Source organism: Rhizobium mulingense (assembly GCF_029194105.1).
Classification (GTDB): domain Bacteria; phylum Pseudomonadota; class Alphaproteobacteria; order Rhizobiales; family Rhizobiaceae; genus Rhizobium; species Rhizobium mulingense.
This window is the reverse complement of record NZ_JARFVE010000013.1, coordinates 1-24890: the sequence shown is the minus strand read 5'-3', so window position 1 is coordinate 24890 and position 24890 is coordinate 1. Positions and strand designations below refer to the sequence as shown.

The 24890-nt window shown below is 60.7% G+C and carries 21 protein-coding genes and 2 pseudogenes; 15 read left to right on the top strand and 8 right to left on the bottom strand.

The features are described from left to right. Positions 1-97: 97 nt before the first annotated feature. The 5 genes from PYR71_RS24825 to PYR71_RS24805 are packed head-to-tail and all read left to right on the top strand — an operon-like array spanning position 98 to position 6367. A complete protein-coding gene (locus tag PYR71_RS24825; RefSeq protein WP_183934676.1) occupies positions 98-1084 on the top strand; it encodes an ABC transporter permease in 987 nt (328 codons plus the stop codon). 9 nt (positions 1085-1093) lie between these two features. Beyond that, positions 1094-2215: an ABC transporter permease gene (locus PYR71_RS24820; RefSeq protein WP_275621249.1), complete on the top strand. Its 1122-nt coding sequence runs from the start codon at positions 1094-1096 to the stop codon at positions 2213-2215. Positions 2216-2222: 7 nt separating this feature from the next. Next, positions 2223-3959, top strand: a complete 1737-nt coding sequence (locus PYR71_RS24815; protein ID WP_275621248.1) for an ABC transporter ATP-binding protein — start codon at positions 2223-2225, stop codon at positions 3957-3959. Next, complete coding sequence (locus PYR71_RS24810; protein ID WP_275621247.1) at positions 3956-5167, top strand: mandelate racemase/muconate lactonizing enzyme family protein; 1212 nt, start codon at positions 3956-3958, stop codon at positions 5165-5167. Before PYR71_RS24815 ends, PYR71_RS24810 begins: the two co-directional genes overlap by 4 nt. Before the next feature lie 12 nt (positions 5168-5179). Then, positions 5180-6367 (top strand): galactarate dehydratase, encoded by a 1188-nt coding sequence (locus PYR71_RS24805; RefSeq protein ID WP_183934833.1) that lies wholly within the window; start codon positions 5180-5182, stop codon positions 6365-6367. A 64-nt stretch (positions 6368-6431) separates the two neighbouring features. Here the strand turns inward: PYR71_RS24805 and PYR71_RS24800 are convergent, their stop codons facing one another. From PYR71_RS24800 to PYR71_RS24770, 7 genes are all read right to left on the bottom strand, one after another. Beyond that, positions 6432-7004: an NADPH-dependent FMN reductase gene (locus tag PYR71_RS24800; RefSeq protein ID WP_275621246.1), complete on the bottom strand. Its 573-nt coding sequence runs from the start codon at positions 7002-7004 to the stop codon at positions 6432-6434. Between the two features lie 83 nt (positions 7005-7087). Beyond that, the gene (locus PYR71_RS24795; RefSeq protein ID WP_275621245.1) at positions 7088-7753 is read right to left on the bottom strand and encodes a nitroreductase; all 666 of its coding nucleotides are present in this window, start codon (positions 7751-7753) and stop codon (positions 7088-7090) included. A 133-nt stretch (positions 7754-7886) separates the two neighbouring features. Further along, on the bottom strand, positions 7887-8246 hold the full coding sequence (locus tag PYR71_RS24790; RefSeq protein WP_183934832.1) for an ArsR/SmtB family transcription factor: 360 nt from the start codon (positions 8244-8246) through the stop codon (positions 7887-7889). 207 nt (positions 8247-8453) lie between these two features. Further along, complete coding sequence (locus PYR71_RS24785; protein WP_275621244.1) at positions 8454-9146, bottom strand: response regulator transcription factor; 693 nt, start codon at positions 9144-9146, stop codon at positions 8454-8456. A gap of 1 nt (position 9147) precedes the next feature. After that, positions 9148-9525 (bottom strand): response regulator transcription factor, encoded by a 378-nt coding sequence (locus PYR71_RS24780; protein WP_010027584.1) that lies wholly within the window; start codon positions 9523-9525, stop codon positions 9148-9150. 2 nt (positions 9526-9527) lie between these two features. Next, positions 9528-10169, bottom strand: a complete 642-nt coding sequence (locus PYR71_RS24775) for a response regulator transcription factor (protein ID WP_275621243.1) — start codon at positions 10167-10169, stop codon at positions 9528-9530. Then, entirely contained in the window at positions 10166-13801 is a 3636-nt protein-coding gene (locus PYR71_RS24770) for a PAS domain-containing protein (RefSeq protein ID WP_275621242.1), read from the bottom strand. The genes PYR71_RS24775 and PYR71_RS24770 overlap by 4 nt, the downstream gene beginning before the upstream one ends. Before the next feature lie 339 nt (positions 13802-14140). Between PYR71_RS24770 and PYR71_RS24765 the strand changes: the two genes are divergently transcribed. From PYR71_RS24765 to repC, 5 genes and pseudogenes are all read left to right on the top strand, one after another. Then, positions 14141-14893: an SDR family oxidoreductase gene (locus PYR71_RS24765; protein ID WP_275621241.1), complete on the top strand. Its 753-nt coding sequence runs from the start codon at positions 14141-14143 to the stop codon at positions 14891-14893. A gap of 53 nt (positions 14894-14946) precedes the next feature. Then, positions 14947-15033, top strand: a pseudogene (locus tag PYR71_RS31075) (AbrB/MazE/SpoVT family DNA-binding domain-containing protein); the annotation flags it as partial. A 270-nt stretch (positions 15034-15303) separates the two neighbouring features. Beyond that, positions 15304-16497, top strand: coding sequence for a plasmid partitioning protein RepA (repA, locus tag PYR71_RS24755; RefSeq protein WP_183934666.1), 1194 nt, complete (start codon positions 15304-15306; stop codon positions 16495-16497). 2 nt (positions 16498-16499) lie between these two features. Continuing rightward, positions 16500-17501, top strand: coding sequence for a plasmid partitioning protein RepB (gene repB / locus PYR71_RS24750; protein ID WP_275621239.1), 1002 nt, complete (start codon positions 16500-16502; stop codon positions 17499-17501). 154 nt (positions 17502-17655) lie between these two features. Further along, a complete protein-coding gene (gene repC, locus PYR71_RS24745) occupies positions 17656-18957 on the top strand; it encodes a plasmid replication protein RepC (protein WP_275621238.1) in 1302 nt (433 codons plus the stop codon). A 132-nt stretch (positions 18958-19089) separates the two neighbouring features. Here repC and PYR71_RS24740 read toward each other — a convergent pair whose 3' ends face one another. Continuing rightward, a complete protein-coding gene (locus tag PYR71_RS24740) occupies positions 19090-20103 on the bottom strand; it encodes a substrate-binding domain-containing protein (protein ID WP_275621237.1) in 1014 nt (337 codons plus the stop codon). Between the two features lie 268 nt (positions 20104-20371). On the opposite strand from PYR71_RS24740, the gene PYR71_RS24735 reads away from it, so the two are divergent. From PYR71_RS24735 to PYR71_RS24715, 5 genes and pseudogenes are all read left to right on the top strand, one after another. Beyond that, positions 20372-21637 carry an ABC transporter substrate-binding protein gene (locus PYR71_RS24735; protein ID WP_275621236.1) on the top strand — a complete coding sequence of 422 codons (1266 nt, stop codon included), beginning with the start codon at positions 20372-20374 and terminating at the stop codon, positions 21635-21637. 69 nt (positions 21638-21706) lie between these two features. Continuing rightward, positions 21707-22693, top strand: coding sequence for a carbohydrate ABC transporter permease (locus PYR71_RS24730; RefSeq protein WP_275621235.1), 987 nt, complete (start codon positions 21707-21709; stop codon positions 22691-22693). Further along, positions 22693-23523 (top strand): carbohydrate ABC transporter permease, encoded by an 831-nt coding sequence (locus tag PYR71_RS24725; RefSeq protein ID WP_088935944.1) that lies wholly within the window; start codon positions 22693-22695, stop codon positions 23521-23523. The genes PYR71_RS24730 and PYR71_RS24725 overlap by 1 nt, the downstream gene beginning before the upstream one ends. 11 nt (positions 23524-23534) lie before the next feature. After that, positions 23535-24560 (top strand): ABC transporter ATP-binding protein, encoded by a 1026-nt coding sequence (locus PYR71_RS24720; RefSeq protein WP_275621234.1) that lies wholly within the window; start codon positions 23535-23537, stop codon positions 24558-24560. A gap of 61 nt (positions 24561-24621) precedes the next feature. Beyond that, a pseudogene (locus PYR71_RS24715) lies at positions 24622-24890 on the top strand (ThuA domain-containing protein); the annotation flags it as partial.

The following is a 24890-nucleotide window of genomic DNA, read 5'->3' as shown; positions in this document are numbered from 1 at the left end:
GGTACGGCGCTTTTTCTTCGGTTCGCCTTCAAAGATGCCTCGCCGGCGCTGAGAGCCGACAGGGCCTGAGGGCGGCGTTCAATGCAAGAGGCGCCTCATGCTGGTCTTTATCGCCAAACGCTTGCTGTGGATGATTCCATCGCTTTTTGCCGTCAGTTTCCTCGCTTTCGTGCTGATCCAGCTGCCGCCGGGCGACTATGTCACCACCTATATCGCGACGCTGGCAGCCTCCAACGAGATCGTCGACCAGAACACGGCGGCGCAATTGCGTGAGCGCTTCGGCCTCGATGATCCGATGCTCATCCAATATTTCAAATGGATGTGGGGCATCCTCTCCCGCGGTGATTTCGGCATCTCCTTCGAATGGCAGCAGCCGGTCTCCGACCTGATCTGGGAGCGCATGGCGCTGACCCTTGTTCTGGCTCTGGCGACATTGATCGCCACCTGGGCGATCGCGCTGCCGATCGGCGTTTTTTCGGCCGTGCGCAAATATTCGATCGGCGACTATTTCTTCACCGCCTTCACCTTCTTCGGCCTGGCCGTTCCGTCCTTCCTGCTGGCGCTGGTGCTGATGTATATCGCGGCGGTCGAATTCGGCCAGGATGTCGGCGGGCTGTTTTCGCCTGAATATGAGAATGCGGCCTGGAGCTTCGCCAAGATGGGCGACCTCTTCTCGCATCTCTGGCTTCCCGTCATTATCCTTGCCGTCTCCTCGACCGCCAGCCTCATCCGCGTCATGCGCGCGAACATGCTCGACGAATTGCCTAAGCCCTACGTGACGACGGCGCGGGCAAAGGGGCTTTCGGAGTTCCGGCTGTTGATGAAATATCCTCTGATGATCGCACTCAATCCGTTCATCTCGACGATCGCTTGGCTGCTGCCCAATCTCATTTCCGGCTCGGTCGTCGTCGCCATCGTACTCAACCTGCCAACGGCAGCGCCTCTGCTCCTGCAGGCGCTGATGGCTCAGGACATGTATCTCGCCGGCGCCTTCGTTCTGCTGATCTGCGCGCTGACGCTGATAGGCTCCCTGATCAGCGACATACTCCTTGCGCTGGTCGATCCCCGCATCCGGTTGGAATAGGAACCCGATATGGCTGACATCGCCGTTACAACTATTCAGCCGGATCGCGCCGCTGTCGCTTCGCAATGGCAGCTGATCTGGTGGGCATTCCGCCGGCATCGGCTGGCCATGGTGGCGCTCGTCGTCACCGTGCTGATGTATATCGTTGCCTTGGTGCCCGGCTTCTTTGCCATCAACGATCCGAACCTGCAAAATGCGCGGGCGACCTTTCATCCGCCGCAGAGATTGCATCTGATTGATACTCAGAACGGGTTCTCCTTCGGCCCGCATTATTATCCAATGAAGCTGACCCGTGATCCGGAAACCTTAGCGGCCGTCTTCAAGGAAGACACGACGAAGCGTGTCGACGTCCAGTTCTTCGGGCGCGGCTACGAATATTCCGTATTCGGGCTCTTCAAGTCAAACATCCATCTGATCGCTTCGCCCGACAAGACCACGCCGCTGCTTCTCTTCGGCGCCGACCGGCTTGGGCGCGATGTCTTCAGCCGAACGGTGCAGGGTTCGCAGGTTTCGCTGTCGATCGGTCTCGTCGGCGTCTTCCTGTCGTTGATGCTCGGCATCGTGATCGGCGGCATCTCGGGATATTACGGCGGCCGCATCGATTTCTTCATGCAGCGCGTGATCGATTTCGTGCTGTCCCTGCCGACGATCCCGATCTGGCTCGCCATGGCCGCGGCCTTGCCGCAGGACTGGCCGGCGACGCTGCAATATATGATGATCACGGTCATCCTGTCGCTGACCGGCTGGGCACAGCTCGCCCGTGTGGTTCGCGGCCGCTTCCTGTCTTTGCGCACGGAAGAATTCGTCGCGGCCGCCAGGCTCGACGGCGTGCGCGAAAGACGCATTATTTTTCGTCACATGCTGCCGAGCTTTGCCAGCCATATCATCGCGTCGATCACGCTCGCGGTGCCGGCGATGATCCTTGCCGAAACCTCGCTGTCTTTCCTGGGGCTCGGGCTGCAGCCGCCGACCATCTCGTGGGGCGTGCTGCTGCGCGAGGCCCAGAACATTCGCTCGATCGCCACCGCACCCTGGCTCTTCATGCCGGGATGTGCCGTCGTGGTCGCCGTGATGGCGCTCAACCTTCTCGGCGACGGTCTGCGCGACGCGGCCGATCCCTACAACAAATGAGGCCGGTATGACCGATATCGTATCCCTTGCCAGCAAGCCGCTGCTCCAGGTGAAAAATCTTACGGTCGAGTTCCCGTTGCGTACCGGCGTCTTTCGCGCCGTCAACGATCTGTCTTTCTCGATCGAACCGGGCAAGACGCTCTGTGTCGTCGGCGAAAGCGGATCCGGCAAGTCGGTGACGGCCCGTTCGATCCTGCAGATCGTCGATGCGCCCGGTCGTATTGCTGCCGGATCGATCGTCCTGAACGATCACCACGGCGGCTCGACCGATCTGACCAGTCTCCATCCGCGGGGACGCCAGATCCGGGCGATCCGCGGCCGTGACATCGCCATGATCTTCCAGGAGCCGATGTCGTCATTGTCGCCGATCCACACAGTCGGCAACCAGATTGTCGAGGCGCTTCGTCTCCACACCCGGATGACCAAGGCGGAGGCGCGGGCGGAGGCGATATCGCTGCTGAAGCAGGTCGAGATTCCCTTTCCGGAAAAAGCGCTGGATCGCTACGCTTTCCAATATTCCGGCGGCATGCGTCAGCGTGCGATGATTGCCATGGCGCTTGCCTGCAAACCGCAGCTGCTGATCGCCGATGAGCCGACCACGGCCCTCGACGTGACGACCCAAGCCGAAATCCTCGACTTGATCGCCCGGCTGCAGAAGGCCAACGGCATGGCCGTTCTCTTCATCACGCATGACATGGGCGTCGTGGCGCAGATCGCCAACGATGTGCTCGTGATGCACAACGGCGTCGCCAAGGAATATGCGCCGGTCGAGCAGATCTTCCATGCGCCGAAAGACGACTATACCCGCATGCTGATCGGTTCGGTGCTGAAGCTTGAGCAGAAGGCCGAAATCCGGCTGGCGCGCGCGCCGCTCGACAGGACGGCGGCCCCAATTCTCGAGCTGCGAAATCTGTCGATGAATTTCGGTGATTTGAAAGCGCTGGACGATGTTTCCATTTCGCTTCTGCCGGGCGAGACGCTCGGCATTGTCGGCGAAAGCGGATCCGGCAAGACGACGATGGGCCGCTCGATCATGCGGCTGCTCGATCCGACTGCCGGCGAAATCCTCTACCGCCGCACCGGCGGCGAGGTCATCGATCTGGCAACGGCAAAGGGCCAGACGCTCGCCGCCGCACGGCGCGAATTGCGCATGGTGTTTCAGGATCCGTTCGGCTCCCTCAACCCGCGCATGACCGTTTCCCAGATCATTGGCGAGCCGTTGCTGGTCAACGGCGTTGCAAAGGGGCGGGCGCTGGAGGAGCGCGTTTGCCATCTCATGGAGCAAGTCGGCCTCGATCCGAGGGCGCGCGAACGCTATCCGCATGCCTTCTCCGGCGGCCAGCGCCAGCGCATCGGCATTGCCCGCGCCATCACGCTCAATCCGCGTGTCATCGTTGCCGATGAGGCGACCTCGGCGCTCGACGTCTCCGTGCGCTCGCAGGTTCTCGATCTCCTGATGCGCCTGCAGGACGAACTTGGTCTCGCCTATATCTTCATCAGCCATGACATCGGCGTCATCCGCTACATGTGCGACCGGGTGGGCGTCATGTACAAAGGCCAGCTCGTGGAAGTCGGGGATGCGGAGAAGGTCTGCCGCACACCCGAGCATGCCTACACGCAGGCGCTCATCTCGGCGATCCCGCGCCCTGACCCGCGCGATCGCGATCATTCGAGACGTTTCCGCTACGTCGCGCCAGATCATCTGAAGCCCGACAGTCTGAAGAATGGAAGTTCTCAGAGATGAAAATCACCGGAATCCGCACGTTTCTCATGCATGTCGGCCAGCCCGATCCCTCGAACTGGGCGTCCGACCAGCGTTCCGGCGATCGCACCTCCAAGCAGTTCGGCGGCACCCGGAACTGGCTCTTTCTGAAGATCGATACCGATGACGGCATCACCGGCATCGGCGAGTGCTCAGGCTGGCCGCGCGTCGTCGAGACGGCGATCCATGACCTTGCGCCGTTGCTCATCGGCGAAGATCCGGCCCATATCGAACGGCTGTGGCAGAAGATGCATATCACGATGATGAGCCATGGTATGCTGGGAACGGTCGGAGGCGGCGCTATGACCGGCATCGACATGGCCCTCTGGGACATCAAGGGTAAGGCGCTCGGCGTGCCTGTCTGGATGCTGCTCGGCGGCAAGGTGCGGGATCGGATTCCGATCTATTCCCATGCCAATACGCCCGAGCGCGCGCTTGCGCTCAAGGAGCGCGGCATCAAGGCAATCAAGTGCGGCGGGGTCGCCGACCCCGTACGCAAGGTCGCCGCACTCCGCGATGCTGTCGGCGACGATATGGACATTGCCATCGATCTGCATGGACCGCCTTGGCTGACGCCCGGCGATGCCTGCCGGCTGGTGCGGGCGCTCGAACCCTATGAGCTGATGTGGGTGGAAGATCCGATCGCGCCGGAGAATTTCGACGGCTACCGCCGCATCCGCGACGCCGCTTATGTGCCGCTTGCGGCTGGCGAGCGCTCGGCAACCATCTTCGGCGAACGCGAGCTGATCGAGAAAGAGCTGGTCGACGTGATCCAGCCGGATACCGGCCGGGCAGGCGGCATCACGCAGATGAAGAAGATCGCGGCCATGGCCGAAGCCCACCATATCCAAATGGCGCCGCATTCCGGCTCGCTCGGGCCGGTGGCGGAATATGCCGCCCTGCATCTGCTGGCTGCCATCCCGAACGCGCTCATCCTGGAGCGGCTCGACGACGATTGGGACGGCCGCCGCCAGACGATCCTGCCGCATCCGCAGCAGGTTGACGGCTTTATTGCCGTTCCCGATGGTCCGGGGTTGGGCTGCGATATCGATGAGGAATTCGTCGCCCGCTTCCCCAGCGGCGGCAATGTCTCGGTGCCACAGGCCGCCGGTGCCTACAATCCCGGAACCGATAACGAGCATGTCTACGTGCAGGCGCGCGTGGCGCGCCGCAGCTATTTCAATCGCTAGAAGGACAGAATGATGAAGATCGACCGCATGCGGGTTTTCATGACCCGCGATAAGGACCGTCCGCGCGTGATCGTCGCGCTCGATACCGATGACGGGCTGACCGGCTGGGGCGAATGCTACAATCACGGCCCCGACAAGGCGCTGCCGCCGCTGCTCGATTATCTCTATGGATTTCTCTCCGGCCAGGATCCGACGCGCGTCGAATATCTGGTCAACTTGCTGATCCAGCAGAGCCGCTTCCCGCCGGGCGCACTCGGCCTTGCGGCGATCTCGGCGCTCGATCACTGCCTGTGGGATCTGGCGGCCAAGGCGGCGAACGTGCCGGTTTACAAGCTGCTCGGCGGCGAGGTGCGTGACCGCATCAAGGTCTATGCCGGGGTCTATACCGCGCCCGATGCGCCGGCCGCCCGTGAGGAATTCGACCGCCTGAAGGAAGAATGGGGTTTCACCGCCTTCAAGCTCAGCCCCTGGCGGATCGATATGCACGCGCATCGCTGGGGCAATGTCGTGAAAGCCTCTGCGGATTATTTCCGCTCGCTTCGCGAGGCGGTCAATGACGAATACGAGATCGCCTTCGATGCGCATGCCAAGATTTTCGAGCCGATCGCTGCCCGCCAGCTCGGCAATGCGCTGGCGCCCTACGACCCGCTGTTTTTCGAGGAGCCGCTGCGCCCGGAGAATATCGAGGCCTGGGGTGACTTGAAACAGGGTCTCAACTGCACGCTTGCGACCGGCGAGTCCCTCTACAACAGAAACGAATTCCTGCGTCTGCTGCAGGTCAAGGGCGCCGATCTCATCCAGCCGGATATCTGCGTTGTCGGCGGCATCAGCGAGATGCGCCGCATCGCCACGCTCGCCGAAGCTTTCTTCGTCGGCGTCGCGCCACACAATCCTATGGGGCCGCTGGCAACCGCGGTCAATGTGCATTTCTCGGCCGCCGCGCAGAATTTCCGCATCCTCGAATACCGGCTGCCGAAGGGCCAGGCCTATGTTTATGGCGGCCTCGATGTTGAGAAACGCCAGGGAGAGACCCGCTACGTCGTCGATCCCTATCTGCCGAAGGACGGCTATCTCGAGCTACGTCCCGACCGGCCCGGCTGGGGCGTCGAAATGGACGAGAAGGCGATGGAAGAAGAAGGTTACATCCACTGGCAACGGCGGGTGCCGAAGCGGCCTGACGGCTCTTACGCCTTCGCTTGAAGAGGTCGCTCAAGAAACTCGAAAACTGGCCGCTGCCGCATGGAGCGGCCAGGTTCTTTATGCTCTAAGCATCTTTCGGCAACACCGAGCGAACCCTTGCGATGAAGATATGGAAGTCCTGCATGAACTTGCGAAGGAAATCCGCCGTAGCCTCGTTCGTGACCTCGCCGTCATCGGTGATCAGCCCCGGTGTGAACTGGATGTAGGCTTCCGGGGCATTCATCTGGGGCGAGTTGCAGAAACTGAGCACGCTGCGCAAATTCTGCTGGGCGACTGCGGTGCCGATCGCGCCCGGCGAGGTGCCGATGACCGCTGACGGCTTGCGTGTGAACGAGTTGGTGCCGTAGGGGCGACTTGCCCAGTCGATGGCGTTTTTCAGTCCGCCGGGTATGGATCGATTGTATTCGGGCGTGACGAACAACACGGCGTCGACGGCCGCGATTGCCGCCTTGAATGCTTTGCCGGCCGGAGGATAGTCGGCGTCATAGTCGTAGCTGTAGAGCGGCAGATCCGTGAAGGTTATCTCCGACATTTCAAGTTCCGGCGGGGCGAGCCGCACCAGCGCCTTGGCGAGCTTGCGGTTGATCGAGCCCTTGGCGAGGCTGCCGATGAGATAACCGACTTTATGCGTGGTCATGGCGTTCTCCAATATTGCGCATGATAAAGGACCATCATACGCAGGAAGCATGGAAGGGGTCTCTTGTTCCTTGAGCGCAGGTATTAATCGTCGACGAAAGTGACCGTCTCGGCGAGGGGCGCGCGGCCCGTCCGGGCAAAACTGACTGCGGGATCCTCGTATCCGATCGACATGCCGCAGAACAGGATGAGCTCGTCCGGCGGTGACAGCGCTTCCGCAACCGTTTCGCGAACCTGTGACCATGCCATTTGCGGGCAACTGTGCAGTCCTTCGGCGCGCAGCAGCAGCATGACGGTCTGCAGATACATGCCGACGTCGGCCCATTGGGGTGGGCCCAGGTCACGGTCGATGTAGCAGAACAGGGCGGCGGGCGCGCCGAAGCAGTTCCAGTTGGCGATTGCTGCCCGCTGGCGCGCCTCCCAGTCCTCGCGGCTAATGCCGAGCGAACTGTAGCGCTCCCTGCCGAAGGCAGATCGGCGCTCTCCGTACGGGGACTTGAGCATAGGCGGATACATCTCGTACTGCCGCTTGTCCCAGGGGTCGCCGTGGGCCACGCGCTCGATGGCGGATGTCTTGAGCTCGGCCAGCGACGCGCCGGTCATCACGTAAGTGTTCCACGGCTGGATGTTCGATCCTGACGGCGACCAAGCCGCGGCGGACAGCACGCGCTCGAGTGTCTCCTTCGCCACAGGCTTGTCTTTGAATCCACGCACCGACCGTCGGCTTGTGACTGCCTCATAGACGTCCATGATCGCCTTCTCCTGACCCTTCCGTTGCTGATGTGGTCCATTATCTCCATTCGCAATGGAGGCATAACCACACCCTGGTCTAGGAGGCGTACATCAAACGTTCATCAGGGATTAAGCGGCAAGAACAACATGGTCATTTCGTCAGCTGCCCGGCTCGGACGCGTTCTCCCGGGGAGTGACGGCGCGATCCGAAGATATCGGCGAGCGTGTCGAGCATTGTCCTCGCCGTGTCGGATTGAAGGGAATAATAGATCGTCTGGGCAGCCCTTCGCGTCTGCACTAGTCCGTGTTCTCGAAGAATTGCCAGATGCTGGGAAGTCGAAGATTGGCTCAATCCCACTTCATCGGCTAGGACGGTCACCGACACTTCTCCCACGGTCAACAGATGCAGAATGTGGAGCCGTTTGGCGTTCCCCATGGCCGACAAGAAGGTTGCTTCGATGTCGAAGGCGCTGGCTTCTGGGGAAGGCGTGGTTGACGATCGATTGTTCAGGCGGGATCTCCTTATGGAATCAAACCGGATATGAGATCATATCCTTGAGCTTAATTTAGAGATAACGCATGGGTGCGAAGCCGACAGCCATTGTCGGCTTCGCGTCGTCTTTTTCAACGCGAATCGGATACGGCGCGCATTAAATGGACAGGAAGCTCGCGTGCGTGGCCGGTATTCTTCGTCATTGGAAAGCGTCAGGTAAAAAAGCTAACGCGAGCCGGCCTGCCGCATTTGTGCCGGCAGCGTTTCCCAGGCCCGGATCAGTTCACCGATCGAGGCAGCCTCCATCTTGTGCATCACATTGCTTCGATGCAGCTTGACCGTCACTTCGCTGATGCCGAGATCGAAGGCGATCTGCTTGTTAAGGCGTCCGCGTGCCACTTCGTGCAGAACTTCGCGCTCGCGCTGTGTCAACGTCTCCAGGCGTTTGACATTGCGCTTGGCGATTGCGGCTTCGGCCCGTCGTTCGGCATCCATCGCAATGGCCGCAGTGACGGCGTCGAGCAGCGTTTGATCCCGCACCGGTTTTGTGAGAAAATCCACAGCACCGGCCTTCATTGCCTGGACGGTCATCGGAATGTCGCCGTGGCCGGTCAGAAAAATGATCGGCTTGGAAATGCCGTTCTCGGCCAGATGGCTTTGCAGGTGAAGGCCGCTTGCCCCCGGCATGCGCACATCGAGGATCAGGCAGCCGGGGTTTTCCAATATGTCGGCGTCAAGCAATTCTCGGGTCGAGGCAAAACAGACCGGCTGAAAACCCGCCGACAAGATCAGCTCGGACAAGGCCTCGCGTACCGATGCGTCGTCATCGACGATAATGACGAGCGGCTGGTCCTCTTGATATCTGCACTGCAATGATAACGGCGCCGATCTCCGCAGCAACGGCTGGTCAACTCTCATGTCACCCCCCATCTCTCGATTGACGTAAAGCATTGGCGATTGCCGTCAGCAGGGCCTGCGCATCGAAGGGCTTGCGGAAGAATCCGCCGCCTCCCTGAGCGCGGCCTTGATCGGCGATCTCGTGGCGGCCCGTGATCAGGAACACCGGCAACTCGGGACGCGATTTTCTCACCAGGTCACGAAGCTCGAAGCCGTCGATGCCAGGCATTCCAATATCGGTGATGAGCAGGTCGAGGTCGGACAGCCCGCTGACGAGCAGCGAGCCCGCCGACGGGAAACCGCGGGCCACGTAACCGGCCGATTCCAAAAGGTCGCCCATCGATTCCAGCAGTCTTGGATCGTCATCGACAATTGCGACGACATGTCTTGTCTCGTTCATGTTCAATTCCCCCCCACCCGGCGCGAGTGGGTAATCGGTATTTCCAGTTTCTCTGCAATCCGCACGAGATCGGCGAGCGAGGCCGCCGCCATTTTCTGCATCACATTTCTTCGATGGATCTGCAGGGTGACTTCGCTGATCCCGAGTTCGGCTGCCGCCTGCTTGTTGAGAAGACCGCTGACCACGAGCGGCAGCACCTCGCGCTCGCGCGGCGTCAGGTCGAGATAGTGTCTTTTCAACATGTCGAGCTCGGCGCGTCCCGATCGCTTTTTCCGATCCTCGGCAAGTGCCGCATGGATTGCCTTCAAGAGGTCAGCGTCACTGAACGGTTTGGTCAGAAAATCCACTGCGCCATGCTTGATCGCGCGCACCGAGGAGGGAATGTCGCCATGCCCGGTAATGAAGACGATCGGCGGATGGTCCCTGTCGGCGATCTGCCTCTGCAGATCGAGGCCGTTGATGTCGGGGAGCTCGATATCGAGGATGAGGCAGGCGGGCACATCGGGCTTGTCTGCCCTCACATAGTCCCCGGCCGATTCAAAGGCAACGGCGCGCATGCCGTGCGAGTCCAGCAGCTCGCCGAGCGCTTCGCGGATGCGTTCATCGTCGTCGACGATGAAGACGATGTGGTCATCGGCCGTCATGACGCCGCCTTCGTTTCTATCGGCAAGGTGAAGATCAACGTTGCTCCGCGCGGGTTGTTCTTCTCTGCCCACAATCGTCCGCCATGCAGCTCGACGATCGAGCGGCAGATCGCCAGACCCATACCCATGCCGTGTTCCTTGGTCGTGAAGAACGGCTCGAACATCTTCTCGGGAAACTCGACCCCCTGGCCGCGATCGCTGATTTCGGTCTGGATGGCATTGCCCACATGGTGCACGCGCATCTCGATCACCTTGTCGCCGGCAATGGCGTCCATCGCCTCGATGCCGTTGCGGATGAGATTGATCAGAACCTGCTGGATCTGGATGCGATCGACGGCGATGAGCGGAAGGTTGCCATCGACCGCGACCTCTATCCGGGCGCGCCGGCGCACCGCTTCGTCCGCCATCAGGTTGCGCGCCTCGCTGATGACTCCCGAAATCGCCGTATGAACCCTTCTGTCTGCCGATTGTTTGAACAGGGCGCGTATACGGCTAACGACCTCCGCCGCCGAGTTGGCATCGCGGATGATGCGTTCGACGGTCCTCTGCGCCCGCTCCATATTCGGAGGATCGGCCATCAGCCAGCGCTGGCAGGCATGCGAGTTTGCGACGACCGCGGCGAGCGGCTGGTTCACCTCATGAGCGATGGAGGCCGAAAGCTCGGCAAGGCTCGCCACTTGGCTCGCCCGCGCAAGGCCCTCTCGCGCTTGACGCAGATCTTCCTCCGCCCGAACTTCTCCGTCGATATCGAGGCAGATGACATTCCACTGGACGATGACGCCCTCGGCATTGCGCATCGGCGCAGCGCGTGTTTCGACCCAGCGATATTCGCCGTCGAACCGCCGCAAACGATGCCGGCGCGCATAGGGCTCGCCGGTGCGCAATGAATGGGCATAGTCCAATTTAACGCTCGCCACGTCGTCGGGATGAACGCCGGCGTCGAGCGTGCCTTCCAACCTCGTCTTTCCCGTGCCGTCCAGTTCTTCCAGCTTATAACCGAGGAAGTGGCGCAGCTGAGGGTTGCGGTATACCGGTTCTCCGTCGGGCGCCGCGCAATCGATCATTGCCGGCAGGGTTTCGACGATCTGCCAGAGCGAACGCTCCCTCTCGCGCAGCTCCTCCTCGATGCGCAATTGATCGTCGATGTCATGCGTCAGGCCGTACCATTGAATGATCCGCCCGTTCTCGTCCCTCAGCGGCTCGGCGCTGCCTCTGACCCAGCGATAGACGCCATCTACGCGCCGCAGGCGATACTGCTTGGAGAAGCGTTCGCCGGTGGCGATGGAATGGTGGAGTGCTTCGGTAAGGCCGGCGGCATCCTCAGGATGGACGGCGGCCTGGATGAGGGCTGCAAGCCGGCTGACACCGGGCGTGTCCATATCGACAATGTCGAGACCGAGAAAATCGATCAGGCGCTGGTTGAAGAAGGTCGGTGTGCCGTCCGGATCAAGGCGCCAGAGCAGGCTCGGAACCATGTCCACCAGTTGCGAGAGCTCGCGCTCGCGCTCGCGCAACGCATCCTGCGCACGCATCTCATCGTCGATATCGACCGAAATGACGTACCATTGCGTGATCGTGCCGTTCTGGTCTCGCAGCGGCTCGGCGCGCCCGTCGACCCAGCGATAGGCTCCGTCGAAGCGGCGCATGCGGTATTTGATCGAGAAGGGATCGCCGCTGACGAGAGAGCGGTGAACCGTCTGAAGCAGCCTCGGCGCATCATCGGGATGAACCAGGGTATGAATGACGACCGACAGCCGGCTCACGCCCGGCTGATCCATGTCGCCGACGTCGAGGCCGAAGAAGTCGATCAGGCGCTTGTTGAAGAAGACGGGCTCGCCTGTCGGTGTCAGCCGTCTGATCTGGGCCGGGACCATGTCCACGAGCTGCGACAGCTCGCGCTCGCGCTCGCGCAGGGCCTCCAGCGCCCGCACCTCTTCGTCGATATCGAGAGAAACGCCGTACCACTGCACGACCTTTCCATCGTCGTCACGCCGCGGCTCCACCCTGCACTCGGCCCAGCGGTAGACGCCGTCCTGTTCGCGCCAGCGAAACCGCATCGCGGTGCCGCCGCCGGTTTCGAAGCAGTTCCGCAGCGTGCGCTGAACGTCGGGTGCATCCACGGGATGGATCAACCGCTGCAGCAGATCTTCGATGCTCGGCTCGCCGACAGCGTCGAAATCGGCAATGACGGTGCGAAAATGATCCTGGTAGCGCTTGTTGAAGTAGATCGAGCCGCCGGTGGGCTCGACGCTCCACACGCGGACCGGAACGGCATCGATCATCTGTTGAAGCTGCCGTTCGCTTTGCCGGAGCGCCTCTTCGGCATGGACCTGATCGTCGATGTCGTGGCAAAGCCCATACCACTGGAGGACATTGCCCATCTGATCTCGCAGCGGCTCGGCGCGGCTCGACATCCAACGATAAACGCCGTCGGCCCGGCGCAGCCGATAGCGCGTGGCGAAGGTCTCGCCGGTGACGAGGCAATGGCTGAGCGCTGCTCTGAACTCGGCTGCATCGTCGGGATGAACGATGGCCAGAAGTACTGCTTCCAGTCGGCTCATATCCGGCCTATCGGAGTCGCTCACGTCAAGGCCGAGGAAATCGACCATGCGCTTGTTGAAGAAGGTCGGCTCGCCCTCGGGCGTCAGTCGCCAGACGTGGCTCGGCACCATGTCGACGAGCTGTGAGAGCTCGCGTTCCCGTTCGCGCAATGCCTCCACGCTTTGGCGCAGCGAAAGCGCTGCCAGTTGATGCTGGCGGGATATGGCGGCGACAATGAGCGCTGAAAGCGCCGAGATGGCCAGAAAAAGCTGCAGCATGATCTGCTTGTGTTTCTGGGCCTCCGGATCGCCGGCGAATTGGCTGGCGCCCGTTATCGTGAAGATTGCCGTTATCAGCGCCAGCAGCACCAGCGACACCGCCGCGCCCTTGAACTCGAAGCGGACCGCGGCCCATAGAAGCGGCGGCATGATAATATAAGCGAAGGGAAGGTAGCCGCTCAGCGAAAGAGCGGCAACGGCGAGGAAGATAAGCCCGAGAACGCAGGCTTCCATCCACTGTGTGGTCGAAAGTTGCGGTCTGCCCCGCCAGTTGTGGAGCACGACCAGCACCAGCGGCGCCACGATGAGGACGCCGGTAGCATCGCCGATCCACCACAGAGGCCATGCCGTCACGAAGGATTGCGACAGGATGCTGAACCAGGCAAGTGTAGCACTTCCCACAGTCGCGCTGACGATCGGGGCAACCCCGGCGCCCAGCGCGACGAAAGCAAGGACTTCCTGCAGGCTTTCCAGGCGCACCGGCCGTGTCAGGACGCGGTTCACGAGCCAGGCTCCCACCAGCGCTTCCAGCGCGTTGCCGACATAAATCAGGAAGGCGGCGACTGGTGGGCTGTGAAACCAAAGGACATTGCTGAACATCTCCGCCAGGCAGCCGCCCAGCACCCACCACGGCCAGCTGCAGCCGGAGCTAAGAATAAGCGTCGCGATGAAAAGTCCGCTCGCCGGCCAGATGGAAATGCCGGTTCCAGGCACGATCGCAAGAGATTGAGCAAAGCCGCAGGCAAGCACATAAGCCGCAACAAAAAAGCCCAGATGCAAAAGCTTGGGACGGTGCGACCAGACGCTCATCATTAGCTGCTCCTGCCGGACGGAAATAACGGGGGGCCGTCAGCATTTGCGGTGGTTGTTTTTGATTTTGGGGCCGGCGAGCTCATGTTCGAACCGTAATCCTGCCCCACCACAACCGCAACTCATGGAAACCCATGCATTGCGCGGGCATGTAGCCGGCTTTTAGAGCGAAGAGGGATGCGGGAGTCCGCTTTATCAGATGGCGCACCCTATACCGGAGGCTGGCTCCCCTATGCTCAAAGGCCAGGACGCCGGACCTCAGGCATGATGGAAGGTCTCTAACTTTACGGTCATTGTCGGCCCAACCGCCGGCATTGGGCAGAGATTAGAGAGGATGCCGATATGAAAATCATGGTAGCGGGAGCAAGCGGCGTTGTCGGAACGCAGCTCACGGCGAAGTTGCACCGGGCGGACCACGATGTCACGGCCGCATCCTTATCGCTTGGCGTCGATACGGTGACGGGCAGGGGCCTCGAAGCGGCGATGGCGGGAAACGAAATCGTCATCGACGTCACCAATGCCGCATCATTCGGCGACAGTTCGGCGTTCGATTTCTTCAGAACATCGACGAAGAACCTGCTCGCCGCTGCGGCCGGAGCCAACGTCAGGCATTATCTCGCTCTCTCCATCGTCGGCACGCCCTACCTCGTGGAAAGCGATTATTTCCGCGCCAAAATGGTGCAGGAAAATCTCATCCGTGCTTCTGGCCGACCCTATACGATCCTCCGCTCGACGCAGTTTTACGAATTCATCAACGGATTGATCGATATCGGTGCCGATGGCGACGTCCTTCGGTTGCCGCCGGCGGCGATGAGGCCGGTCGCGGCCGGTGACGTAGCCGCGTTTCTGATGGAACTGGCAGAGGGAACTCCCGTCGGCGATATTGTCGAGATCGGCGGCCCGGAACAGTTCGGCATCGACGAAATCGCGCGGATATATCTCGCCGCGAACGAAGACCAACGGCCGGTGACGACCGATCCAGCTGTTTGCTATCTCGACGTCGAATTGACCGGCGATGTACTGCTTCCCGGTGCTGGTGCCCGCACGGCGAGCCAGACCCTCTCCGACTGGCTCTTCCAATCGATGGCCGCCTAACGGCTGGCTTGAGGTAATACCCTTCGAAAGGAGAGTATTACAAAGGTACCAGAATGGCCACGACCGTTACCGCGAAGGGGCAGGTAACCATTCCGAAGCCGGTCCGGGACATGCTCGGCATCGTAGGCAATAGTCACGTTGGCCCTTTCCGTCTCCGTCCGCAGCGTCGCAAAAATATTATGAATTTCATGTGCGTAATGAAAGTGAAGGCCTTGCTTGTCCGAACCTGGGGCGGGCGCGAATCACCCGCAGTTTGATCTGCGAAACTGCCGGGTTTCCGATACCGTCTCGCATGCCTCGGCGTGTGGTTTGGTTAAGCGTTTGTAATTCGGTCACGAATCGCGGCATATAGTAACTGCGCAACTGAAGCGCTTTCGTTCAAAATTGCGCAGTTACTTGGGAAATCGAACATGCAGCCGAGTCTTGCTCTTCAAGACGATCAAGAGCATCTCCCGTCGCTTCTGGCAACAGATGCGAAGGAGTTGTCCTATCAACTTCAGCAGCATCAGGCGAAAATCTTTCCGCCGCTTTCCCAGAAGACGATCAGGACCTTCTCGCCTGCGGAAGCCGCAGCCTTCATCGGCATTGGTGAAGGTTATCTCAGGCAGGTCGCTGCGGATGGCCACGGGCCCGATCCGCTCGCAAACGGGCGTCGGCTTTACAGCGCAATCGACATGGACCGGATCCGCCGAGTTCTCGACGAGCGAAACGGAACGCCGAAATATGTGCCGGCCCGCAGGCCAGGCGAAAAGCTCCAGATCGTCTCCGTCATGAATTTCAAGGGCGGCTCTGGCAAGACCACCACGGCGGCACATCTGGCGCAGTTCATGGCACTCCGCGGCTATCGCGTGCTTGCCGTCGATCTCGATCCGCAGGCGTCCTTGTCCGCCTTGTTCGGCCATCAGCCGGAGTTCGACGTCGGTGAAGGCGAGACGATTTACGGGGCGATCCGATACGAGGCACCACGCCCGATCGCCGATATCGTGCGCGCAACCTACACGCCCAATCTGCATCTCATTCCGGGAAATCTCGAATTGATGGAATTCGAGCACGAGACGCCGAAGGCAATGGCGTCGGGGACGGCGGAGACGATGTTCTTCGCCCGTATCGGCGAGGTGTTGACGGAAATAGAAAGCCTTTATGATGTCGTCGTCATCGACTGCCCGCCACAGCTGGGATTCCTGACGATGTCGGCGCTCTGCGCCGCAACTTCCGTTTTGATCACGGTCCACCCGCAGATGCTCGACGTCATGTCGATGTCGCAGTTCCTGACGATGACGAGCGAGCTAATGTCGGTCGTCGAGAAGGCCGGCGGGCGCACCAGCTACGACTGGATGCGCTATCTGGTGACGCGGTTCGAGCCGAATGACGGACCGCAGAGCCAGATGACCGGCTTCATGCGGGCGATCTTCGGCAATCGCATGCTGCATAACGCCATGGTGAAGTCGACGGCCGTCGCCGACGCCGGCGTCACCAAGCAGACCCTCTATGAGGTCGAGCGGTCGCAATTCACGCGCGGAACCTATGACCGGGCGCTGGAGTCGCTGAACCTCGTGAATGGTGAGATCGAAGCGCATATTCGCTCCACCTGGGGAAGGAGATAGAAATGGCGCGCAAGAATCTCATCGAAATCTCCGCTCCGAGCCCGGCAAGGGTGGAATCGATTGCGCCACGCGACAATCGTCCGATCGCTGGCTTCGTGCCGCAGGAGCGTGTCGGCGCGCCGGTCGGCGGCATTACCAAGACGCTCGGCAACATCACCGAGAAAATGGAACGGGCGAGCGAGCTGGAACGGCAGCTTGCGGCGGGCCAGACGATCGTCGAGCTTGATCCCGGCCTGATCGAGGCCTCCTTCGTCAGCGACCGCCTGGCGATCGACGCGGCCGAGCTGGCCGAGCTTGTCGAGCAAATCCGCGAACATGGGCAGCAGGTTCCGATCCTGGTGCGTCCGCATCCCGAGACAAAGGGGCGCTATCAGGTTGCCTACGGCCATCGCCGTCTGGCAGCCGCCAAAGAGATCGGCATCCGTGTGCGCGCGGTGGTTCGCGATCTCACCGACGGCCAGCTGGTCGTCAGCCAGGGACAGGAAAACAGCGCCCGGACCAATCTTTCCTATATCGAGCGCGCGCTCTTCGCGTGGCGGCTCGAGGAACGCGGCTTCGGACGCGACACTATCATGGCCGCTCTCAGCGTGGATAAGGCGGCGCTGTCGAGAATGCTGATCGTCATGCGGCAGGTGCCCTTGGAGCTGATAAACGCCATTGGCGCTGCACCCGATATCGGTCGCCGGCGGTGGCTGGAGCTCGGAGAGGGGCTCGAAGGCGCCGATATCGGCAAGATCATCGCCGAGTTGTCCGCGGACGACGCGCGTAAAATTTCGAGCGACGAGCGGTTTCACCAGGCATTCGCTTTGGCGACGAAGAAGACGGCGGCGCCAAGGCCGGCGGCGGTCAAATCCGAAGTCAGCGGCGTGCCTGTGATGATCAAGAAGACAGCATCCGGCGCTACTTTCGTCTTCGACGGCAAGATCGCGCCCGGTTTCGATCAATTCGTCCAGGAAAGGCTGCAAGGCCTGTTCCAGGAGTTCAAAAAGCACAGAGGAGCGTAGCGCGCAAAAGAAAAAGGCCCCCAACGACGCCGTCGTGGAAGCCCTTCTCAGATCTTAAGCACATCGAGAATCGCATTTCCACGAATCACAGTCAAGCGTCTTAGGCACCAAATTGGTGGATGGTTTTCTTTTGCCTGAACGAAGGTGAAGGCAAATGGAGAGTGGATATGTGACGACGCCCTTCGGGCGGCGGCCGATGTCGCTTGGCATGCTGGCAAGTCAGCAATTGGCCGGGACCATCGAGCCGGGGATGAAGCGCAGCAAGTGGAAATTGTTCAGGGCAATCTGCGAGGCGCGGCCGGCGCTCGGCGTAACCGATCGGGCGCTGACGGTGCTCGACGCGTTGCTGACCTTTTATCCCGACGATGAAATCTCCGAGGAGAAGGGCCTGATCGTCTTTCCCTCGAATGCGCAACTGTCGCTGCGTGCCCGCGGCATGACGCCGGCGACGCTGCGGCGCCATCTTGCCGTGCTGGTCGAGGCCGGTCTGATCCTGCGCAAGGATAGCCCGAATGGAAAGCGCTATGCCCGCCGCGACAGGGCAGGGGCCATCGGCGAGGCCTTCGGCTTCAGCGTCGCGCCACTTCTTGCCCGCGCAGTCGAAATTGAGAATCTCGCGGCCCAAACGATCGCCGACCGGGAATTGCTCCGAGCGATGAGGGAGCGCCTGACGGTCTGCCGGCGCGATATCTCCAAGCTGATTTCGACGGCCATCGACGAAGCCGTTCCCGGTGACTGGGAGCAGATGACGATGATGTTTCGCGACCTTGTTGCCAGGATTCCGCGGATGGCGAGCATCGACGAACTGGCCGCGCTGCTCGACGAGATGGGACTGCTGCGCGAGGAAGCCGTCAACCTGCTGGAAAACCACATCAAAAGAAAAAAAATAGACGCCAATGAGTCTCAAATTGAGCGCCACAAACAGAATTCAAACCCCGACTCCATTTATGAACCTGAACCAAGCTTCGGACCGAAGCAGGGCGAAAAGGCAGTGACAACCAGAGACAGGATGGCTGAGCCGCCGGATGCGCAAAGGCTGAAGCAGCCGAGGCTACCCGCCGGAAGGGATAGCGGGACGCCGAGTGCCACTCCGGCCGCCGGCCACAGCCTGCAATCCTTCCCGCTCGGCCTTGTCCTGCAGGCCTGCCCCGCCATTCTTGACTACGGTCCCGACGGAACGATCGGAAATTGGCGCGACCTGATGTCGGCCGCCGTCGTCGTGCGCTCAATGCTCGGCGTCAGCCCCTCGGCTTATGAGGAAGCCTGCGCCGGCATGGGGCCGGAGAATGCCGCCACGGTGATCGCCTGCATCCTGGAACGGGGAGGCCACATCAACTCGCCCGGCGGTTATCTCCGCGATCTCACCCGCAGGACCGAGAGAGGTGAATTTGCGATCGGCCCGATGCTGATGGCGCTCGTCAGGGCCAATGGCGGGGTAAGGCGAAATGCCGGCTAATGGACTTCGGCGACAACGCAGTCGGTTGGCCCGTCCGGCAACCTTTACTCTAATTGCCGGCTTGTTCGCGGATCTGGTGCGAGAGGTGCCGCGCGCGTTGCCATCTCCCGCCGAAGCGGAGTTCCGCATCTGTCAGCGCGGGGCCGCAGTGCTTTCTCGCAGGATCAGCTCGACCGGCCATAATTCGTGGATCTCGTCGGCGGCGCGCCCCGCAATAAGCTGCAGCGTCAGCTCGGCGCAACGTGTGCCCGCAGCACGCATGGAAGATCGCGTTGTCGAGAGTGACGGCACCATATTTTCGGCCGTGAGATAAGGGAAGACGTCGTCATGGGCGATGACGGAGACGTCCCGCCCGACCGTCATCCCAAGCGAGCGGATGGCGCGGTAAACGCCGAGCGCCGTCATCGTGGAACCGGCGACGATGGCGGTCGGCGCGTTCGCTCTCTCAAGGAAGGAGCGGGCATGGCGAAAGCCGCTCTCGTCGGAGAATTTATCGCAGACCATCATGTTGGGATCGGCGATGAGCCCGCGCTCCTGATGGGCAATCCGAAAACCCTTTTCGCGGTGGATCGAATAGGTTTTGCCCCTGAGGCCGTTGATCATGGCGATGCGGCGGTGCCCGAGATCGAGCAGGTGTTCGGTGGACCTGCGCACGGCACCTTCATTATCGATGTCGAGCCAAGCATGAAGGTGCTCGGTCTCCGAGCGGCCGTGAACCAGGAAAGGCACGCCGAGGCTGTTCAGCATCTCGATCCGAGGGTCCTGGGGGCGTGGCGAATGAATGATCACTGCATCCACCCGGCGGCTTTCGACCAGGCGTCGATAGGCCTGGATCTCGTCGTCATCATTGTGTGCGGTGATGGGTGTGATGAGGATATCCGTATCGGCCGTTTCCAGGCGCTGCGCCATTCCCGACACGAATTCAGCGAAATGAATTTCTCCCGAACGTCCCATCATCACGCCTATCGCTCCGGCTCGTCCGGTCTTCAGGCGCACGGCATTGATGTCGGGACGATAGCCGAGCCGCATTGCTTCGCTTGCAACCCGGGCGCGCGTGGCTTCGCTCACCTCCGGGTAGCCGCTGAGCGCACGGCTGACCGTCGTCGGAGAAAGCCCAAGCTGCTTTGCGAATTCACGAAGTTTCATCGTTGTCTTCTTTATCTGGGCAATCAATGGACGATGTGTTGGCGGTACGCAACGGGCAAATATCCAATTTAAGTATGATTGAAACCGATTTCAAATTTGGCGGTTAGAGGCATCGCGTGCAAAGGCCATAAGTTATCTTTTAAAGTGTATATGGTGTTAGAAGTTGCGCAAGCTGCAACTGAAAAGCGTTCAATTGGCGTATTGACGCGGCCAAGGCCTTCTGCAATGTTCTGCGAGCCAAATCGATTTCAATTTCTGGGAGGAGATCATGAAACAGTTTACATTAGGTGTTTCCGCGCTGGCAGTCGCCATCGCAGTCGCCGGCCCGATCCGTGCCGCCGAGATTTCGTTTGCCGCCAACACGACGGGGAAAAACGTCGAATTCCTCAACAAGCAACTCGCAATTTTCGAGAAGGAGACCGGCAATCAGGTCAAGCTCGTCACGATGCCGTCCTCGAGCAGCGAGCAGTTCTCTCAATATCGCCTGTGGCTCGCCGCTGGAAACAAGGACATCGACGTCTATCAGACCGACGTCATCTGGGCGCCGCAGCTTGCCGATCAGTTCATCGATCTCAAGGAGGCCACCAAGGATGTGGCCGGCCAGTTTTTCCCGTCGATCATTGCCTCGCAGACGGTGAATGGCCGGCTGGTGGCGCTGCCGTTGTTTACCGACGCGCCGGCGCTGTTTTACCGAAAGGACCTGCTGGAGAAATACGGCAAGCAGCCGCCGAAGACCTGGGACGAGATGGCCGCAACCGCCAAAGAGGTTCAGGAAAAGGAACGCCAGGTCGGACAGAAGGACCTCTGGGGCTACGTCTTCCAGGGCAACTCCTATGAAGGGCTGACCTGCAACGCGCTGGAATGGGTGAAGTCGTCGGGCGGCGGCCAGATCGTCGAGCCGGATGGGACGATCTCGATCAACAACGAGAAGGCGGCAGCAGCGCTTGACCGCGCCAAGAGCTGGATTGGCACGATCTCACCGCCCGGCGTGCTCGCCTATCAGGAAGAGGAATCGCGCGGCGTCTGGCAGACCGGCAACGCCGTCTTCATGCGTAACTGGCCCTATGCCTATTCCCTCGGCAATGGTGCCGACAGCGCCGTGAAGGGCAAATTCGACGTCATGACGCTGCCGGTCGCGGCGGCCGGCGACAAGCCTTCCTCGACGCTTGGCGGCTGGAACCTTGCGGTTTCGAAATATTCCGAAAAGCAGGACGCGGCCATCGCGCTCGTAAAATTCATGGCATCGAAAGAGGTTCAGAAGGCGCGTGCCGTCGAGCTGTCCAATCTGCCGACATTGACCGACCTTTATGACGACAAGGATGTTGCCGCCGCACAGCCCTTCATGCCGAACTGGAAACCGATCTTCCAGGACGCGGTGCCGCGTCCTTCGGCGACGGCCAAGGTGAAGTACAACGAGGTGTCTTCGAAGTTCTGGACGGCCGTGCACAACACGCTGTCCGGCAGCGGCTCAGCTGCCGAGAACCTCGAGCTTCTCGAAGCCGACCTGACGACCCTCAAGGGCGACGCCTGGTAAGGTTTTCCGACCGGCGGCCCTCAGGCCGCCGGTCCAGTCTTCGGACGAGCGAACGGGGATAGGCGTTTCATGACCGAAATCGTAGTTCCGCAAGCAGTTGAACCAAGGGTTTCCATTCTCAGAGCCTCTACGGAGCTGCGATCCGAGCGCATTCGATCGGCCTGGCTGTTTCTGGCGCCGACGCTGCTGATCCTGGCAATCGTCGCCGGATGGCCGCTGTTCAGAACGATCTATTTCAGTTTTACGAATGCGTCGCTCAACGATCTCGGCAATGCTCGGTTCGTCGGCTTTGACAACTATCTGTCGTGGGTGACGCTGAAGAGCGGAAGGACCGTCTTTCGCGGGCTGCTTGCCGATCCGGTGTGGTGGAAGGCGGTCTGGAACACCGCCAAATTCACCGTCCTTTCTGTGGTGATCGAGACCGTGCTCGGATTGATCGTCGCGCTCGTGCTAAACGCACGGTTCGTCGGGCGCGGCATTGTTCGAGCCGCAATCCTCATTCCCTGGGCGATCCCAACGATCGTCTCGGCCAAAATTTGGGCCTGGATGCTCAATGACCAGTTCGGCATTCTGAACGACATCCTGCTCGGCTTCGGCCTTATCGGCGAGAAGATCGCCTGGACCGCCAATCCGGAGACGGCGATGATCGCCGTGCTGATCGTCGACGTCTGGAAGACGACGCCCTTCATGGCGCTTCTGATCCTTGCCGGACTGCAGATGGTTCCGGGCGATATCTACGAGGCCGCCAGGATCGACGGCATCAACCCGGTCAAGGTTTTCTGGCGCCTGACTCTGCCGCTGATCCGCCCCGCCATCATGGTTGCCGTGATCTTCCGGATGCTGGACGCGATGCGCATCTTCGATCTGATCTATGTGCTGACGCCGAACAATGCTCAGACGAAGACCATGTCGGTCATGGCGCGCGAGAACCTGTTCGACTTCGACAAGTTCGCCTACGGCGCGACCGCCTCGACGGTGCTTTTCCTGATCATTGCCTCCGTCACCATCCTTTATATCTGGCTCGGCCGCGTCAGGCTCGGCGGGGAGGAACGCTGATGCTGCTGTCGATCACCAAGAATACGCTCTTCTACCTGCTCGTCACGATCATCGTCGTCATTGCGGTCTTTCCGTTTTACTATGCGATCCTCACGAGCCTGAAGACTGGCACGGCCCTTTTCCAGGTCGATTACTGGCCGACCTCGATCTCGTTCGGCAACTATACATCCGTGATGGGCCAGGGCGGTTTCGTCCGTAGCCTCGCGAATTCCGCAATGATCGCCTGTGTCGTGGTTTCAGCGTCGCTGTTGCTTTCGATCACCGCGTCCTTCGCTCTGGCTCGGGTGCATTTCCGCGGGCGGGCGCTGTTGATGCTGACCATCCTCTCAGTGTCGATGTTTCCCCAGATTGCCGTCCTTGCCGGCCTCTTCGAGCTCATTCGCTGGATCGGCATCTTCAATACGCCCTTCGCGCTGATTTTTTCCTACATGATCTTCACGCTGCCGTTCACCGTCTGGGTGCTGACGACCTTCATGCGTGAATTACCGATCGAGATCGAGGAGGCGGCGATCGTCGATGGCGCCTCGCCATGGGTCATCGTCACCCAGGTTTTCATGCCGCTGATGTGGCCGGCGTTGGTGACAACAGGGCTGCTCGCCTTCATTACCGCGTGGAACGAGTTCCTTTTTGCGCTGACCTTCACGTCGTCGGATACACAGCGTACCGTTCCGGTCGCCATCGCCCTGCTTTCGGGCAACAGCGAATTCGAGATCCCCTGGGGCAACATCATGGCGGCGTCGGTGATCGTCACCGTGCCGGTTGTGGTGCTTGTTTTGATATTCCAGCGCCGGATCATTTCCGGGCTGACCGCCGGCGGCGTCAAGGGTTGAGGGAGTAAGACATGGAAGAGATCCAACTGGAGAATATCCGTAAGAGCTTCGGCGCCTTCGAGGTCATCAAGGGCGTAACGATGGACATCCGCCGCGGCGAGTTCATGGTGTTCGTGGGGCCGTCGGGATGCGGCAAGTCCACGCTGCTCCGGCTTATCTCCGGCCTCGAGGACATCACCTCAGGGACGCTTTCCTTCGATAGCGAGACGGTGAACCGCCACGCGCCGTCGAAGCGAGGGATCGCCATGGTGTTCCAGTCATACGCGCTCTACCCGCATATGACGGTGTTCGACAATATGGCTTTCGGCATGAAGCTTTCCGGGAGCAACAGAGATGAATGCCGCGAGCGCGTGGAGCAGGCGGCCGGCATGCTGCAGCTCTCAGCCTACTTGGACCGCCTACCGCGACAGCTTTCCGGTGGCCAGCGTCAGCGCGTCGCGATCGGCCGGGCGATCGTCCGCAATCCGAAAGTCTTTCTCTTTGACGAGCCGCTGTCCAACCTCGATGCGGCGCTGCGCGTGGCGACGAGGCTGGAAATCGCCAAGCTTCATCGCAGCATGCACAATACGACGATGATTTATGTGACGCATGATCAGGTCGAGGCCATGACGCTCGCCGATCGGATTTGCGTGTTGAGGGACGGCGTCGTCGAGCAGATCGGCACGCCGCTGGAGCTTTACGAAAGCCCGAATTCGCTCTTCGTGGCCGGCTTCATCGGCTCGCCGAAAATGAACTTTCTGTCGGGCGAACTGGCCCAGCCCTATGGCAGCCATACGATAGGAGTGCGCGCCGAGCATATTCGTATCACGGCCGAGTCGCCGGTTTGGAGCGGCACTGTCGTCCACTCGGAAATCCTCGGCTCCGATAGCTTCGTCTATGTGGACATCGGAACGGACGAGCCGCTCATCGTGCGGGAGGCCGGGGTTTCCCGCCACGAGCCGGGTCAGACGCTTGGCCTTGCCCCGCTTGGCGGCCACGTCCACCGCTTCGATCGTTCGGGTCGGGCGCTCGAGCGTCAATCCATGCAGGCTGCCTGACCTTCCCAGGATCGATGTTCCTCCCAAGACTCGATCCGTTTTATGACAAGGAGAGAATGACATGACCATTCGCACCATTGTGTGGGGTGAAAATATTCATGAGAATACCAATGCAATCGTCCGCGGCATCTATCCCGAGGGCATGCACACGGCGATCGCCAATGCGCTGAATGCCGATCCCGCCATCTCGGCGACGACGGCGACGCTGCAGGAACCGGAACATGGTCTCAGCGAAGCCCGGCTTGCCGAAACTGATGTGCTGACCTGGTGGGGCCACAAGGATCACGGTGCGGTCTCCGACGTCGTCGTCGAACGCGTCGCCAAGCGCGT

Excerpts from the sequence above, each read along its gene's own strand:
- PYR71_RS24825 (WP_183934676.1), top strand. The coding sequence starts at position 98 with ATGCTGGTCTTTATCGCCAAACGCTTGCTGTGGATGATTCCATCGCTT.
- PYR71_RS24820 (WP_275621249.1), top strand. The coding sequence starts at position 1,094 with ATGGCTGACATCGCCGTTACAACTATTCAGCCGGATCGCGCCGCTGTC.
- PYR71_RS24815 (WP_275621248.1), top strand. The coding sequence starts at position 2,223 with ATGACCGATATCGTATCCCTTGCCAGCAAGCCGCTGCTCCAGGTGAAA.
- PYR71_RS24810 (WP_275621247.1), top strand. The coding sequence starts at position 3,956 with ATGAAAATCACCGGAATCCGCACGTTTCTCATGCATGTCGGCCAGCCC.
- PYR71_RS24805 (WP_183934833.1), top strand. The coding sequence starts at position 5,180 with ATGAAGATCGACCGCATGCGGGTTTTCATGACCCGCGATAAGGACCGT.
- PYR71_RS24800 (WP_275621246.1), bottom strand. The coding sequence starts at position 7,004 with ATGACCACGCATAAAGTCGGTTATCTCATCGGCAGCCTCGCCAAGGGC.
- PYR71_RS24795 (WP_275621245.1), bottom strand. The coding sequence starts at position 7,753 with ATGGACGTCTATGAGGCAGTCACAAGCCGACGGTCGGTGCGTGGATTC.
- PYR71_RS24785 (WP_275621244.1), bottom strand. The coding sequence starts at position 9,146 with ATGAGAGTTGACCAGCCGTTGCTGCGGAGATCGGCGCCGTTATCATTG.
- PYR71_RS24780 (WP_010027584.1), bottom strand. The coding sequence starts at position 9,525 with ATGAACGAGACAAGACATGTCGTCGCAATTGTCGATGACGATCCAAGA.
- PYR71_RS24775 (WP_275621243.1), bottom strand. The coding sequence starts at position 10,169 with ATGACGGCCGATGACCACATCGTCTTCATCGTCGACGACGATGAACGC.
- PYR71_RS24770 (WP_275621242.1), bottom strand. The coding sequence starts at position 13,801 with ATGATGAGCGTCTGGTCGCACCGTCCCAAGCTTTTGCATCTGGGCTTT.
- PYR71_RS24765 (WP_275621241.1), top strand. The coding sequence starts at position 14,141 with ATGAAAATCATGGTAGCGGGAGCAAGCGGCGTTGTCGGAACGCAGCTC.
- repA (WP_183934666.1), top strand. The coding sequence starts at position 15,304 with ATGCAGCCGAGTCTTGCTCTTCAAGACGATCAAGAGCATCTCCCGTCG.
- repB (WP_275621239.1), top strand. The coding sequence starts at position 16,500 with ATGGCGCGCAAGAATCTCATCGAAATCTCCGCTCCGAGCCCGGCAAGG.
- repC (WP_275621238.1), top strand. The coding sequence starts at position 17,656 with ATGGAGAGTGGATATGTGACGACGCCCTTCGGGCGGCGGCCGATGTCG.
- PYR71_RS24740 (WP_275621237.1), bottom strand. The coding sequence starts at position 20,103 with ATGAAACTTCGTGAATTCGCAAAGCAGCTTGGGCTTTCTCCGACGACG.
- PYR71_RS24735 (WP_275621236.1), top strand. The coding sequence starts at position 20,372 with ATGAAACAGTTTACATTAGGTGTTTCCGCGCTGGCAGTCGCCATCGCA.
- PYR71_RS24730 (WP_275621235.1), top strand. The coding sequence starts at position 21,707 with ATGACCGAAATCGTAGTTCCGCAAGCAGTTGAACCAAGGGTTTCCATT.
- PYR71_RS24725 (WP_088935944.1), top strand. The coding sequence starts at position 22,693 with ATGCTGCTGTCGATCACCAAGAATACGCTCTTCTACCTGCTCGTCACG.
- PYR71_RS24720 (WP_275621234.1), top strand. The coding sequence starts at position 23,535 with ATGGAAGAGATCCAACTGGAGAATATCCGTAAGAGCTTCGGCGCCTTC.